The 14714-nt window shown below is 67.1% G+C and carries 11 protein-coding genes; 7 read left to right on the top strand and 4 right to left on the bottom strand.

Annotation, left to right across the window (positions count from 1 at the left end; all coding sequences use genetic code 11):
* The first annotated feature begins 72 nt into the window (after positions 1-72).
* From SBI80_RS19920 to SBI80_RS19930, 3 genes are all read left to right on the top strand, one after another.
* Entirely contained in the window at positions 73-2271 is a 2199-nt protein-coding gene (locus SBI80_RS19920; RefSeq protein ID WP_318976523.1) for an adenylate/guanylate cyclase domain-containing protein, read from the top strand.
* Positions 2268-3668, top strand: a complete 1401-nt coding sequence (locus SBI80_RS19925) for a mechanosensitive ion channel domain-containing protein (protein ID WP_318976524.1) — start codon at positions 2268-2270, stop codon at positions 3666-3668. Before SBI80_RS19920 ends, SBI80_RS19925 begins: the two co-directional genes overlap by 4 nt.
* Positions 3669-4117: 449 nt before the next feature.
* Entirely contained in the window at positions 4118-5113 is a 996-nt protein-coding gene (locus SBI80_RS19930) for an esterase family protein (protein WP_318976525.1), read from the top strand.
* Positions 5114-5218: 105 nt separating this feature from the next.
* On the opposite strand, the gene SBI80_RS19935 is transcribed toward SBI80_RS19930, so the two are convergent.
* Positions 5219-6505: an ATP-binding protein gene (locus SBI80_RS19935; protein WP_318976526.1), complete on the bottom strand. Its 1287-nt coding sequence runs from the start codon at positions 6503-6505 to the stop codon at positions 5219-5221.
* Positions 6506-6625: 120 nt separating this feature from the next.
* The gene (locus tag SBI80_RS19940; protein WP_318976527.1) at positions 6626-6856 is read right to left on the bottom strand and encodes a hypothetical protein; all 231 of its coding nucleotides are present in this window, start codon (positions 6854-6856) and stop codon (positions 6626-6628) included.
* A gap of 360 nt (positions 6857-7216) precedes the next feature.
* On the opposite strand from SBI80_RS19940, the gene SBI80_RS19945 reads away from it, so the two are divergent.
* The gene (locus tag SBI80_RS19945) at positions 7217-7513 is read left to right on the top strand and encodes a hypothetical protein (protein WP_318976528.1); all 297 of its coding nucleotides are present in this window, start codon (positions 7217-7219) and stop codon (positions 7511-7513) included.
* 13 nt (positions 7514-7526) lie between these two features.
* On the opposite strand, the gene SBI80_RS19950 is transcribed toward SBI80_RS19945, so the two are convergent.
* Both SBI80_RS19950 and SBI80_RS19955 read right to left on the bottom strand, forming a co-directional pair.
* Complete coding sequence (locus SBI80_RS19950) at positions 7527-9023, bottom strand: sensor histidine kinase (protein ID WP_318976529.1); 1497 nt, start codon at positions 9021-9023, stop codon at positions 7527-7529.
* A complete protein-coding gene (locus tag SBI80_RS19955; protein WP_318976701.1) occupies positions 9020-9781 on the bottom strand; it encodes a response regulator transcription factor in 762 nt (253 codons plus the stop codon). The genes SBI80_RS19950 and SBI80_RS19955 overlap by 4 nt, the downstream gene beginning before the upstream one ends.
* Before the next feature lie 330 nt (positions 9782-10111).
* Here SBI80_RS19955 and SBI80_RS19960 point away from each other — a divergent pair, with 330 nt between their 5' ends.
* The 3 genes from SBI80_RS19960 (at position 10112) to SBI80_RS19970 (ending at position 14707) form a co-directional block, all read left to right on the top strand.
* Complete coding sequence (locus tag SBI80_RS19960) at positions 10112-12223, top strand: SulP family inorganic anion transporter (RefSeq protein WP_318976702.1); 2112 nt, start codon at positions 10112-10114, stop codon at positions 12221-12223.
* Positions 12224-12390: 167 nt separating this feature from the next.
* Positions 12391-13710, top strand: coding sequence for a hemolysin family protein (locus SBI80_RS19965; RefSeq protein WP_318976530.1), 1320 nt, complete (start codon positions 12391-12393; stop codon positions 13708-13710).
* Complete coding sequence (locus SBI80_RS19970) at positions 13703-14707, top strand: hemolysin family protein (RefSeq protein ID WP_318976531.1); 1005 nt, start codon at positions 13703-13705, stop codon at positions 14705-14707. Before SBI80_RS19965 ends, SBI80_RS19970 begins: the two co-directional genes overlap by 8 nt.
* The last annotated feature ends 7 nt before the right edge of the window (positions 14708-14714 follow it).

A 14714-nucleotide genomic window follows, 5' to 3' on the forward strand; every position in this document is an offset into this window, starting at 1 on the left:
ACTGTCGAGGGGCGTTGGACATTCGCAGAGAACCGCAGGCCGGGGACGTTTGCGGGCTAATCTAGGCATCCGATGACGACGACACTGAACCACGACGACCAGACGGTGGAGCCGGCCCACCCCGAAACCGCCAAGCGGAGCCGCCGTCGGCTGCTCTCCCGAGTGTCCATCCAGTCCAAACTCCTGGTGATGCTGCTGTTGACGAGCATCCTGTCGGCGGCGATCGTCGGCGCGATCGGGTACCAGTCCGGGCGAAGCTCGCTGCGGACCTCGGTGTTCGACAGGTTGACCGAGATCCGGCAGTCCCAAAGCCGCGAGTTGCAGGCTGGCATCTCGGATCTGAAGAACTCTCTGGTGGTGTACTCCCGGGGATCGACGGCGACCCAGGCGATCGCGGCCTTCACCGCAGGATTCGATCAGCTCGCCAACGCACCGATCAGCCCGGCCCAGCAGCAGTCGCTCGTCGACTATTACACCAAGCGGTTCGCCAAGGACGAGGCCGCCCAGACCGGCGCCGACATCGACGTCGAGGCGCTGGTGCCGACCACACCCGCGGAGCGCTACCTCCAGACCCGCTACACCGTGCCGTTCGGTAATTACGGTCAGCCGTCCGCAGATTGGAATGGCGCCATCGAGTTGAATGACGCGCGGGACGGCAGCGCGTGGTCAGCAGCCAACGCCAGCTACAACGACTTCTTCCGGGAGATCGTCACTCGCTTCAAGTTCGAGGATGCGCTTCTGCTCGATACCCGCGGCAACGTCGTCTACAGCGCCTACAAGGGCGTCGACCTGGGCTCCAACGTCTTGACCGGTCCGTACAAGGGCAGCGAGTTGACCGGCGCGTACCAGAAGGCGCTGGACTCCAACGCCGTCGACTACGTCGGCCTGACCGACTTCGGCGACTACCAGCCGGCCAGCGAGCCGACGGCGTGGTTCGTCTCGCCCGTCGGACCACAGGGGCGAGTGGAAGGCGTTCTGGCTCTGCAATTCCCGATCTCGAAGATCAACACGTTGATGACGATGGACGGCCGCTGGGAGGAATCCGGCATGGGTGCGACGGGTGAGACGTTCATCGTCGGTCCCGACGACCTGATGCGCTCGAACTCGCGACTGTTCATCGAGGATCAGCAGACCTACGAACGCGACGTCGTCGCCGCGGGCACCCCGCCCGACGTCGCCAAGGACGCCATCCGCCAGCGCGGCACCACGCTGGTGCAACCGGTGCCCACCGAGGCCACCAAACTCGCCCAGCAGGGGCAGCGCGGCACGTTGATCGCAGACGACTACCTCGGCCACGAGACCCTGCAGGCCTACGCACCTGCCGACATTCCCGGCTTGCGATGGGTCGTGATCGCGAAGATCGACACCTCGGAGGCGTTCGCGCCGGTATCGACCTTCACCCGGCACCTGGTGCTCTCGACGGTGGCGATCATCTTCGTGGTGTGCATCGCCGCGATGTTGCTGGCGCGCCTGTTCGTGCGCCCCATCCGCCGGCTCGAGCGCGGCGCTCAGCAGATCAGCTCCGGGGACTACGGATCGACGATCCCGGTGCTCTCCCGTGACGAGTTCGGCGACCTCACCGTCGCCTTCAACGACATGAGTCGCAATCTGGCGATCAAGGAGGACCTGCTCAACGAGCAGCGACGGGAGAACGACCGGATCATGCTCTCGCTGATGCCCGAGCAGGTGGTCGCGCGATATCGCGAGGGCGAGGAGACCATCGCCCAGGACCACCAGGACGTCACGGTCGTCTTCGCCGACATCGTGGGGCTCGACGAACTCTCCGACGGTCTGACCTCCGATGAATCGCTGGCGATCGTCAACAAGCTGGTGCGCCAGTTCGACGCCGCCGCAGAGAATTTGGGCATCGAGCGGATACGGACGCTGCGCAACGGCTACCTGGCCAGCTGCGGGCTCAGCGTGCCGCGCATCGACAACGTGCGCCGCACCGTCGACTTCGCCTTGGAGATGCACCGCATAGTCGACCGCTTCAACACCGAAGGTGACCATGCCCTGAGATTGCGGGCGGGCATCGACACCGGTCGCGTCAGCAGCGGCCTGGTCGGCAGGGCCAGCCTGGCTTACGACATGTGGGGTGCCGCAGTCGATCTCGCCTACCAGGTGCAGAGCGGCTCCCCGCAACCAGGGGTGTACGTCACCTCCGACGTGTACGACGCGATGCGCGACACCCGTCAGTTCACCCCGGCCGGAGAGGTCACCTTCGACGGTGAGGCCAAGCCCATCTGGCGGCTGGTGGAGGCGCAGTCGTGACGCGGGTGGTGGACTCGTCGTGGTTCTACTGGGCGCTCGGCGTGGCGATCGGCTTGCCGATCGGGCTGGTGGTGCTGACCGAGGTCCGGGCCACGCTGGTGCGCCGCGGTAGCGGGCTGGCCCGCCCGGTCGGGCTGGTGCGCAACTACATCCTGCCGCTGGCCGCGCTGCTGCTGCTGTTGGTCAAGGCCACCCAGGTGTCGGCCGAGGCCACCCCCGTGCGCATCGTCTCGACGGTGCTGGGGTTCGTGCTGCTGATCCTGGTGCTCTCCGGCCTGAACGCCACCCTCTTCCAGGGCGCGCCGGAAGGCTCTTGGCGTAAGCGAATTCCGTCGATCTTCCTGGACGTGGCACGCTTCCTGGTCATCGCCATCGGGTTGGCGATCATCTTCTCCTACGTCTGGGGCGCGAACGTCGGCGGTCTGTTCACCGCGCTGGGCATCACCTCGATCGTGCTGGGCCTGACGCTGCAGAACTCGGTGGGCCAAATCATCTCCGGTCTGCTGTTGCTCTTCGAGCAGCCGTTTCAGATCGGGGACTGGGTGGACACGCCGTCGGCGCGGGGCCGCGTCGTCGAGGTCAATTGGCGCGCCACCCACATCAACACCGGCGATGGCCTGCACATCATTCCGAACTCGGTGCTGGCCGCGGCGTCGTTCGCCAACCTGAGCCGCCCACCCGGTGAGCACTCGGTGTCGGTGATCACCGAGTTCGGCACCAACGACGCACCCGACGACGTCTGCGCCGAACTGGTCCGGGTGGCGAATCACCTGCCGCAGCTGCGTCCGGGAGCGGCCGCCACCTGCTCGGTGGCGGGAGCGGGTGAATACCGGACCTCCATTCCGCTGCGCAGCCCGGCCGACGCGGGGGCGGCGCGGGCGACCTTCCTGCGCTGGTCCTGGTACGCCGCCCGACGGTCCGGGCTGCATCTGGACGGCGTCGACGACGATTTCGCGACCTCGGAACGCCTGGCGACGTCCCTGCGTCTCATCGCGCCCACCATCCGGCTGAACGAGGCCGACCAGCAGCAGCTGCTGCCCCATGCCCGCGTCACCCGATACGGCGCCGAGGAGACGATCCAATCGCCGGGTCAGGTGCCCGAGTGCATGACGTTCATCGTCAGCGGCCGAGTCCGGCTGATCGCCAAGGGCGTCGACGGTGCGATGGTGCCCGTCCGGACGGTAGAGGTCGGCGACTTCATCGGTTCGACGACGTTGACACGCGAGCCGGTGACCTCGGGTGCGTACGCGGTCGACGAGGTGACCGTGCTGCAGGTCCCGCGCGAGCACATGGAAGAACTCGTGATGCGAAGACCGCTGCTGCTGCAGGACATTGGCCGCACCATCGAAGAGCGCAACGACGAGGTAAGGCGCGCCCTGGCCGCAGCCGGCGGTTGAGTTTGCTGAATCGACGCCCGGTCGGCGTCGCCACGGTTGCGGCGCAGTGCCGACCACCGCGTGTCATGGCGGACCCCGACACGCCGACGTCGCGATCGCGCACCGGACGCCACACCGGGTGCTAGCCCCCGATTCGCCCCATCACTGCAGCTCAGCGGCTCCCAGCCCGCTTCATACCCGTGGTGCGGGTTACCTCGCCGCACCCATTCAGCTGTGGAGACGCACCGTCACACGCCGCCGCTTTCAACCTCGTTAATCACTTCATTCACACAGGTCACACGGGAGATCCAGCTCCAAGGTCTCCACGCCGAGTCGAAATCGTTAGCCAACCGCGATCTGATAGCGCGGCCCTGACACGCAGATCGGTGCCGTGCAGCGTGTTTCACTAACGCACGAAAAGCAACGGCGATTGCTTCTAGTCGTAAAGGAAAGGACGGTCTGTTGCCGTTATGAAGATGGTCAGAAAGATTCGCGGTACGTGGTTGCGCCGGATGGTCGTGGGACTCCTGGCAGCGGTAACCCTGCCCGGGTTGATCGGCTTCGTCGGGGGGTCGGCGACTGCTGGTGCGTTCTCCCGGCCGGGCTTGCCGGTCGAATACCTCATGGTGCATTCGGCGGCGATGAACCGCGACATCAAGGTTCAGTTCCAGGGTGGCGGTCCGCACGCCGTCTACCTGCTCGACGGCCTGCGCGCCCAGGACGACTACAACGGCTGGGACATCAACACCAACGCCTTCGAGTGGACCTACCAGTCCGGCTTGTCGACCGTCATGCCCGTCGGTGGCCAGTCCAGCTTCTACACCGACTGGTACCAGCCGTCCCAGGGCAACGGCCAGGACTACACCTACAAGTGGGAGACGTTCCTGAACCAGGAACTGCCCGCCTACCTCGAGGCCAATTACGGTGTGTCGCAGACCGGCAACGCGGTCGTCGGTCTGTCGATGGCCGGTGGCAGCGCGCTGACCTACGCCATCTACCACCCGCAGAACTGGATCTACGCCTCGTCGCTGTCGGGCTTCCTCAACCCGTCCGAGGGCTGGTGGCCCATGCTGATCGGACTCGCCATGAATGACGCCGGCGGCTTCAACGCCGAGAGCATGTGGGGTCCGTCGAGCGATCCGGCGTGGAAGCGCAATGACCCGATGGTCAACATCAACCAGTTGGTGGCCAACAACACTCGCATCTGGATCTACTGCGGCACCGGTACGCCGTCGGATCTGGACAGTGGCGCCGAGGGCGGCAACCTGATGTCCGCCCAGTTCCTGGAGGGCTTCACGCTGCGGACCAACCAGACCTTCCGCGACAACTACATCGCGGCGGGTGGCACCAACGGCGTGTTCAACTTCCCGCCGACCGGTACCCACAGCTGGGGCTACTGGGGTCAGCAGCTGCAGCAGATGATCCCGGACATCCAGCGCACGCTGGGTGCTCAGGCCACCGCCTGACACCACGCGAGAACCGAAGGGCCAGGGAGCCTGCCGTCACCCCCCGGACGGCAGGCTTCCTCTTTTCGGGGTTGCGGGGAGCCGCCGCTTCGGGTACGCCGGCGCTCAGAGCCGGGTGCGGTGGGCGATGTCCTCCTCGAACTCGGCCAGCATCGCGTCGGTCAGCGTCGGCCTGGTGTCGGCGATCGCGGCCAGGTAGTCCTCGGTGCGGGCTGGCTCACCCCGGCGGAACTCGATCTCCCGCTCGAACGCGGTCTGAGCTCCCTTGCGGGCCGCGAACTCGATGTCGGCCGGGGTGAACATCGCACTGGCGGCCACCAATTGGGCGATGTCGACCGATGAGGTGAAACCACCCGTCGCACCGAGATATCGGCCCCAGATCGCCGCGCGGGCCGTCGCATCCGGTGGACCGACCGGAATGACGTAGTCGAACCTTCCCGGCCGCAGGATCGCCGAATCCAGCGACCGCACCGAGTTCGTGGTGCAGACGAGTAGGCGGTCTCGGTGTTGGCGGAACGTCGGAATGAGCTTGAGCAGCTCGTTGGTCACCCCATGCGCGGGGTCGGTCGGGACCCCAGATCGCGAGCCGGCAATCTCCTCGACCTCGTCGATGAACACCAGCACCGAGTCCAGATCGGCCAACGCGCCGAAGGCATCTCGCAGCGCAGCCGCCATCGTGGCACCGGGGGCGGCCAATCGTGACGGAAACAGCTCGACGAACGGCCAGCCCAAGCGGCCCGCCACGGCCTTGGCGAAACTGGTCTTGCCGGTGCCCGGAGGGCCAAACAGGATGACCGCCTTCGGAGGTGAGACACCGTATTCGGCGGCGGCGTTGGGCTCGACGAGCGGAAGCACGATGCGTCGCTCGATGACGAGCTTCTCCGACTCCATCCCGGCCATCTCCTGCCACTGCCCGCGCGGGATGAGCTGCGCGCCAAGCGCAGAGAGCAAGCCCGCATCCGAGGCGCCGAGATGATCGACCTTCTCGAAGTAGCTGAGGCCGGTGCGTTCCTCGTAGCCGGAATTCGTCAGCGCCCTGGTGCCGGTGGCCTTGGGCGCCAGTAGCGCAGTGATGCGGCGGGCACCGGCGATTCGCAGTCGCTGTTCGAGTTCGCCGAGCAGTGCGCTGCCGATGCCGCGGTCCCGCCATCGGCTGCTGAGCACCATCATCGTGATCCACGCGCGCTCGCCGTGGACCACTCCCCCCGCCATCCCGACCAATTGGTCACCGACCACGGCGACGACGCATGGCTGCCCGCCGCGGGCGGCGGTGATCACCTCGGACACTCCGAAGGCCGGCGGCGGTTCGCCAGGAAGTCTGTCCTGGTCCCAGATCGAGATGGCCTGGTCCAGGTCGTCGTCGTGAAAGTCCCGTAGGCGCCATGGATGCACGGGTGATTGATAACCGACCCGCGCGGCCCATGGCATCGCCCATTGGGGGGTCCTCCACGGGTAGACGCGCCACCCCCGGGTGGGGCGTCTACCCTGGCAGAGTCACCAGCGGCGTGACGCTCAGTCGAAGAACATGAACGGCGCCGGCGACGAGAACTGGCCGTAGCTGCTCGGCGGCGAGACGGCCGGCGGCTTGACGACGATGGCATTGTGGCCCTGCCTGTCGACGACGGTGGTCCGACCGTTGTCGATCACGGTGCTCGGGTTCGCAGCGGCGGCCACGGGGGCTGCCGCGATGGCCCCGGCGGCCAGACCGGTCATCAGGCCTGCAGCGATGTAGCGAAACTTCATTGTCTTGCTCCTGTCTTCGTTCGACTTACTGGATACAAGAACCAATCTACGTATGTCCCAACAGATGTCACGCCTCTCATGTCAAACACAAATGTGTGGCAACGATTTTGGTGATCGCACTGCCTGATATCTATGAGTTCGACAAGAGAAGTGGCCGTCCCGGAAGGTGTCACCGCGACGCCTGAACCTTCGACTAGGCAGCGCATGATGGCGAATTATGTTGTACTGCAGCTGTTTTGCGTTCCAATCGAGAAGGCTCAAGGCCCCGAGTGTCGACGTTCGGGCTCAATACGGCCCGCCGCGAGCTCGCTAGGGTCGGTGTCGAGAGATCAAGAATCCACCGGAACGAAGGAGTTCACGATGAAGACCCTTACGATGAGCGCCGCCGTGGCAGGACTGTCTGTCGGCGCCGTGATCTTCGCAGGCACGGCCGGCGCAGTGGGCACGGGACGCAGCGCCGACGACGTCGTCGGCGATCTGCAGGCAAATGGCCACCACGTGCAGATAAACGGACCATCGTCGAGTGCTCCGCTGTCACAGTGCAAGGCCACCGGCGTGCACGGCCTGCGCGACTCGAACGTCGACTCGTCGGGTAGCAAGATCGACCCGGATCAGTTCTCCACGGTCTACGTCGACGTCGTCTGCCACAACCCCTGACGAACGCCGGCGCTCACCGGGTTCCGGCCGGTAGCACGATTCGGAACTCGGTGAGCCCGGCCTCCGAGCGCGCGCCGACGGTTCCTCCGTGGGCCGCGACGATGGATGCCACGATGGCCAGCCCGAGCCCAGTGCTGGTCTCCTCGCCGGCGCGAGAGCTACTCCCCCGCACGAAGCGGCCGAACAGTTCTGGCAGCAGCTTACGGTCGATGCCGGGTCCGTCGTCGGTCACGGTCAGTTCCACCCCGAGTCCATCGGCGTCCTCGACGGTCACCAGCGCCGTCCTGACCGTCGTACCGGCAGGCGTGTGAAAGGTGGCGTTGGACAACAGGTTTCCCAGCACCTGACGAAGGCGGGCCTCATCACCCAGTAGCTGCACCGGGGCATCCGGCAGATCGGTCTCCCACCGGTGCTCGGGGGCGGAGACCTCGGCGTCGTTGACGGCATCGATCACCAGGCGGCGGAGGTCCAGCGGCCGGGTGTCCAACCCCTGTCCCTCGTCGAGCCGGGACAGCAGCAGCATGTCGCCGACCAGAGCCGTCATGCGCCGGGCCTCGGATTCGATTCGTGCCAGCGCGTATTCGGTCGTCGGCGGCAGATCGGCCGCTTCCTGGCGAGTCAGCTCGGCGTAACCCTGGATCGCCGTCAGCGGTGTGCGCAGCTCGTGGCTGGCGTCGGTGAGGAATCGTCGCATCCGCCGGTCCGACGCCGCGCGCGCGGCCAACGCGGAGTCGACGTTGGCCAGCAGCCGGTTCAACGTCTCACCGACGATGCCAACTTCGTTGTCGGGGTTGGAGTCCGCACGGCGCACGCGGGTGGTGATCCGATGGTCTTCGTCGGCCAGCGGCATGTTCGCCGCCTTCGCGGCTGTGGCGGCGACCCGTCGCAGCGGTCGCAGGGCTTGGCGGAGGATCACGACGGTGCCGATCGCGGCGATGAGCGCCGCGGCCACGGTCAGCAGTACGACGGCAACGGTCTTACGGGCCACCACCTCGTTGGCGCTCTCCATCGACACCGCCGAGACCAAGTGCTCACCGTCGCCGACGTCGACGGCCCTCGCCCGGTAGTGGCCCATGTCGCCCAGCTTCAGACTCCTCGTCGCGCCGTGATCCCAGTCGGCCGACTCGATCGGCGCCTTGACCTCGGCAGGTGCGGCTTCGGTGTCGTCGTCGGAGAACACCGCGGAGTCCACCACGTGCCCGTCCCGGACCACCGCGATGACGGTGCCCGGCGCCTGGCCGGTGAAGTCCTGCAACGCGTCACCGTCAACGGAACCACCGGTGCCCAGCGCCTCGTAGGTGCGCATCTTCTTGAACGAGTGCTCGAAGGCCGCCAGCGAATGCGAGACCTCGGCGTCGCCCATGGTCGTCACGTAGGTGTGCAAGCTGTAGACCGACAACGCACCGATTCCGAAGACGACCACCGTGACCAGAGCGGACACGCCATAGGTGACCTGCCTGCTGAGCGTCCGCGGGCGCCACCACGGTGAGGCGTGCGCGGCTGGGGTCACTCTGCGGGCCGTAGCTGGTAGCCGACCCCTCGGATCGTGTGGATCATCGGGGCGCGCCCATTGTGAAGCTTCTTGCGCAGATACGAGATGTAGAGATCGACGATGCTGGTCCGGCCGCCGAACGAGTAGTTCCACACGTGCTCGAGGATGTCCTCGCGGGTCAGCGCCCGGCGCGGGTTGCGCATGAGGTACCGCAGCAGGTCGAACTCGGTGGTGGTGAGTTCGATGCGGTCCCCGCCGCGAGTCACCTCACGGCTCGCGCCGTCGAGCACCAGGTCGCCGACGCGCAGCGTGTCGTCCTCCGGCGGTGAGAGCTCGATGCCACGCCGCAAAAGACCGCGCAGCCGCGCGACGAGTTCCTCGAGGCTGAACGGCTTCGTCAGGTAATCGTCGGCACCCGCGGTCAATCCCGTCACCCGATCGGTCACCGAATCCCGCGCCGTGAGGAAGAGCACCGGCGCGGTGGCCGACTCGGCTCGCACGCGCTTGAGGATTTGCAGGCCGTCGACGTCGGGCAACATGATGTCGAGGACCACGACGTCGGGCTCGGTGCTGGAGAACTTGGCAATGGCGTCGCGGCCGTCGTGAGCGACCTCCACGTCCCAGCCCTCGTACTTCAGCGCCATCGTGACCAGGTTGGTCAGGGCACGTTCGTCGTCGACGAGCAGGACCTTGATCGGGGATCCGTCGGCCCGGCGGATGGGCGGTAGCTTCCCAAGGATCGCCGATCGGGGCTGATGCGAGGCTGGAATGTTCATCGACGTGGTCGTCACGTACCGATTCTTCCGGGCAGACGCTGGGCTGTCACTGAGTTCTCGTGCTCCTCATATCTTGGTCGAGCGCCCATTCCCCCCTTCGTTGTCTCTCAAACCCTTTGACCGCGACCGCCACGAGCCCGGCGTGTGACCGACGACACCATCCGCAAACCCCAGATTTGTGTCTTCTATGGGTCGCCACGATCGCCTTGACCACCGCTTCCGGTGATACCTACGCTCGCCCTTGGCATCTGACGCACGATTCGGATAAGTGGTTGCAGCGGAACCACTTTCACCGAGGTCAATTGAAAGTACCTACGACGGGAGCTCGTCATTCTGCAACGCTCGGGGAGATCACTCCCCCAACGACTGGAGCCCGTCCTGCGCCATGATCTGCCGGCGTCGCTGGTGGTGTTCCTGGTGGCCCTGCCGCTGTCGCTGGGTATCGCGATCGCCTCCGGCGCCCCGGCGCTGGCCGGTCTGATCGCCGCGGTGGTGGGCGGTGTCGTCGCGGGCGCGCTGGGCGGTTCGCCACTACAGGTCAGCGGTCCGGCCGCGGGGCTGACGGTGATCGTGGCCGGCTTGGTCGCCGAATTCGGCTGGAAGGTCACCTGCGCCATCACCGTGGCGGCAGGTGTCCTGCAGGTGCTGTTCGGGTTGAGCCGGGTGGCTCGCGCCGCGCTCGCCATCTCACCGGTCGTGGTGCACGCCATGCTCGCCGGCATCGGACTCACGATCGCGTTGCAACAGGTCCACGTATTGCTGGGCGGCGAATCACGGAGTTCGGCCTGGCGCAACGTGGTCGAACTGCCGGAACAGGTGGTCGGCGCGCACGGCGCTGGGGTCGTCCTTGGGGTCCTCGTCATCGCCATCCTGGTGGGGTGGCGGCGGGTGCCCGGGCGCCTCGGACGGCTGCCCGCCCCGCTGGTCGCCATCGTCGCGTCGACCGCGGCCGCCACCGCCTTCGCGCTCGACGTCGAACGCGTCAGGCTGGACGGCTCGCTGCTGGACGCCATCGCGCTGCCGAGCCTTCCGGACGGCAACTGGGGTGCCTTCGCCACCGGCGTCCTCACCGTCGCGCTGATCGCAAGCGTCGAGAGTCTGTTGTCGGCGGTTTCCGTCGACCGGATGCAGAACGGTCCGCGCACCAACTTCGACCGTGAACTCATCGGCCAGGGCACCGCGAACATCGCCTCTGGCACGCTGGGCGGGCTGCCCGTGACCGGTGTCATCGTCCGCAGTTCGACCAACGTGAGCGCCGGCGCCAAGACCCGTGCCTCGGCGATCATGCACGGCATCTGGGTGCTGGTGTTCGCCCTGCCCTTCGCCGGACTGGCCGAACAGATCCCGATGGCCGCGCTCGCGGGCCTGCTCATCGTGATCGGGTTCCAGTTGGTCAAGCGGGTGCACATCGAGACCGCCCGGCGGACGGGTGACATCGCCGTGTACCTGGTCACCGTGCTCGGCGTGCTGTTCCTAAACCTGCTCGAGGGCGTCCTGATCGGGCTGGCGTTGTCCATCGCGTTGACGGTGTGGCGGGTGGTGCGCACCAGGATCGCGGCCGAGGCCGCCGGTGACGGCTCGTGGCGCGTCGTCATCGAGGGCTCGTGCAGCTTCCTGGCACTGCCGCGGCTGACCGCGGCGCTGGCGTCGGTCCCGCCCGCGACTGCTGTGAGCGTGGAGCTGTCGGTCGACTTCATCGACCACGCCGCACACCAGGCCATCGACGACTGGCGTCGTCAGCACTGCGCGGGCGGCGGCACCGTCGAGATCCATCAGTCCGGATCGGTGGAGATGGACAGCGCGCTCGTCGGACCGCCGATTCGCGGCATCGCGACCGCCCCCGAGGGCCGGTCCCGCGCGCGCGACTTGGCGCACGCGCAACGCCCCGAGACACTGTTCATCACGTGCACCGACTCCCGCATCGCGCCGGGCGCCATCACCCACACCGGGCCAGGGGACCTGTTCACGGTGCGCAACGTCGGGAACCTGGTGCCCGCGGATCACCAGGACGCGTCGGTGGAGGCCGCGATCGCCTACGCGGTGGAGAAGCTCGACGTCACGTCGATCGTGGTGTGCGGACACTCCAGCTGCGGTGCGATGAACGCGCTGCTCGGTGGCCAGGCACCCCGCAGCCAGGGCGAACGACACCTCTCGGCGTGGCTGGCGCACGGCCAACCGGTACTCGCGGCCTTCGCCGGCGGCACCCACCCGGTCGCCCGCGCCGCCGCCGAGGCGGGCTTCGGTCCCGTCGACGCGCTGAGCATGGTGAACGTGGCCGTCCAGGTCGAGACGCTCGACCGGCACCCGCTGGTCCGCGCCGCCCGTCGCACGCGCGACCTCGAGGTGATCGGGGTGTTCCACGACATCACCGGCGCCGCGGTGGTGCGGATCCGGGCCGACCACATCGAGTCCTTCGAGCTGGCCAGAAACGACGTTGGCTGAGGAGACTCTCAGCCACCAAGGAACTTTGGTGCCCGGCTCGAACGTCTCCATGACGTCCCCGATCGTCAGAGCCGCATCCGCAGAAGGAGAGCCATGAGCCCCACCGAGAGCACACCGCGAAGACCCGGGCGCACGTCCACCGGGCACTGTGCGCGCACTCCCCTGGCGTGACGGCGCTGCTCACGCTCGGCGCGGGCGTCCTAATCGTGCTGGCCATCACGGCGCTCACGGGATACTTCGTGGCCCAGGAGTTCGCGTACATGGCCGTGGACCGGTCGCGGCTGGCGGCGCGCGCTGGATCCGGTGACACCGCCTCCGAACGTGCACTCGCGGTGACCCGGCGGACGTCGTTCATGCTGTCGGGCGCGCAACTCGGCATCACGGTCACCGGCCTGCTCGTCGGCTACGTGGCCGAACCGCTCATCGGCGAGAGCGTCGCCACGATCATCGGGACCGACCGCCTGTCCGCAGGGGTCGGGTTCGCCATCGGAGCCATTCTGGCCGTCGTCTTCTCGACGGTGGTGCAGATGGTCTTCGGCGAACTGTTCCCCAAGAATCTCGCCATCGCACGTCCCGAACCGGTCGCCCGTTGGCTCGCCCGCTCGACCACCGCGTATCTGACCGTCTTCGGTTGGCTCATCAGGCTCTTCGATGCGTCGTCCAACGCGTTGTTGCGATTACTGCGGATCGAACCGGTCCATGACGTCGAACATTCGGCCACTCCACGCGATCTCGCCCACATCGTGGCCGAATCGCGCCGGTCGGGCGAGTTGCCCGCCGAGTTGTCCACGCTGCTGGACCGCATCCTCGACTTCCCCACGCGCACCGCGGAACACGCCATGGTTCCCCGCGCCCTCACCGACGTCGTTGCCGGGCACGAGCCCGTCGGTTCGCTGTTGACGACGATGGCTACGGGCCACACCCGCTATCCCGTGGTTGGCGCGTCGTCCGACGACCTCCTTGGCATCGTTCACCTCCACGACCTACTGACCGGTGACGTCGACGACGACGTCGCGACGCACGCCAGGCCGGCGGTCATCGTGCCAACGACGCTGCCCCTACCCGAGGTGCAGGCGCGGCTCGCGGCCGCGGATGACGAGATGGCCCTGGTGATCGACGAATACGGGGGGTTCGCGGGCATCATCACCGTGGAGGACATGGCCGAGGAGCTCGTCGGTGAGATCGCCGACGAACACGACGCCCTCTCCCACCACATCGTCCGCGAGCCGGACGGCTGGCTCATCGATGGCCAGACACCCCTCGACGAGGTCGTCAGGTCCATCGACCACCGTCTCGTCGACGGTGACTCCGAGACGCTGGCCGGTTTGGTGATAGCCGTGTTCGGCGGGCTGCCCGCCGTGGGGGACATCGTCGGGATCAGCGTGCCGGACGATGCTGGCGAGGTGGTCTGCGCCGAGGTGCGTGCCGTCGAAAGGCACGTTCCCTCATCGGTGTTCGTGACGACGAGGACGGGATCCGATGACTGAGCCGCTCGTCGTCACTGCCGTGACGATCGCACTGATCGCCGCTAGCGCCTTCTTCGTCGCCGTGGAGTTCGCGCTCATCGCCGCGCGCAGACACCGACTGGAGGACGCCGCACCCCGCAGCCGATCGGCCCGCGCCGCGCTCCGCAGCGCCTCGGAACTGTCGGTCCTGCTCGCCGGCTCACAACTCGGCATCACCGTGTGCACCCTCCTGCTGGGCGCGGTGACCAAGCCAGCGGTGGACGCGTGGCTGACGCCGCTGTTCGGCGGGTGGGGAGCACTGCCGTGGCTGGCCGACGTCCTGGGGTTCGTCGGCGCACTGTTCGCCGTCACCTTCCTGCATCTGGTGATCGGTGAGATGGCGCCGAAGTCGTGGGCCATCGCCCACCCCGAACGATCGGCGATCGTGCTGGCAATTCCCATGCGCGGCTTCATGTTCCTGACCCGACCGCTCATTGCGGGCCTCAATCACGTGGCCAACTGGTGCCTGCGCAGGGCCGGGGTCGAACCCGTCGACCAGGTGGCGTCCGCACAGAACGCGGAGGCGCTGCGCCACCTCGTCGAGCATTCGGCGACGAAGGGAACCCTGGACGAGTACCACCGCGACCGATTCAGCCGGGCACTGGAGCTGTACTCCCTGGAGGTGGGTGACATCGTCGACGTCGGCACCGATCCGGCGACGGTCCCGGCGCAGGCCGACCGGGCGCAGGTTCAGACGCTCGCCCACCGCACCGGTCACTCGCGACTCATCGTGCGCGAGAACGGTTGCGCAGTGGGGGTGGTGCACGTGCGCGACACCCTGACGACCGACGCCACCGCCGCCGACCTCGTGCGTCCCGCCCTCGTGGTGGATGCCCACACCCCCGTTCACGTCGCACTGAGCCTGATGCGCGACGCCAGGAGTCACGTCGCGATCGTGACCGGAGACGGTGATCGCGAACTCGGACTGGTCACTCTCAACGACGTGCTGGCGAGGCTGTTACCCACGTCCGCGCGGTGACCTCCTT

Origin of the sequence: Mycolicibacterium sichuanense, from assembly GCF_033741125.1 — a bacterium.
Lineage (GTDB): Bacteria > Actinomycetota > Actinomycetes > Mycobacteriales > Mycobacteriaceae > Mycobacterium.

Coding starts and splice junctions, on each gene's coding strand:
- SBI80_RS19920 (WP_318976523.1), top strand. CDS start 73: ATGACGACGACACTGAACCACGACGACCAGACGGTGGAGCCGGCCCAC.
- SBI80_RS19970 (WP_318976531.1), top strand. CDS start 13,703: ATGACTGAGCCGCTCGTCGTCACTGCCGTGACGATCGCACTGATCGCC.
- SBI80_RS19940 (WP_318976527.1), bottom strand. CDS start 6,856: ATGAAGTTTCGCTACATCGCTGCAGGCCTGATGACCGGTCTGGCCGCC.
- SBI80_RS19930 (WP_318976525.1), top strand. CDS start 4,118: ATGAAGATGGTCAGAAAGATTCGCGGTACGTGGTTGCGCCGGATGGTC.
- SBI80_RS19955 (WP_318976701.1), bottom strand. CDS start 9,781: ATGAACATTCCAGCCTCGCATCAGCCCCGATCGGCGATCCTTGGGAAG.
- SBI80_RS19945 (WP_318976528.1), top strand. CDS start 7,217: ATGAAGACCCTTACGATGAGCGCCGCCGTGGCAGGACTGTCTGTCGGC.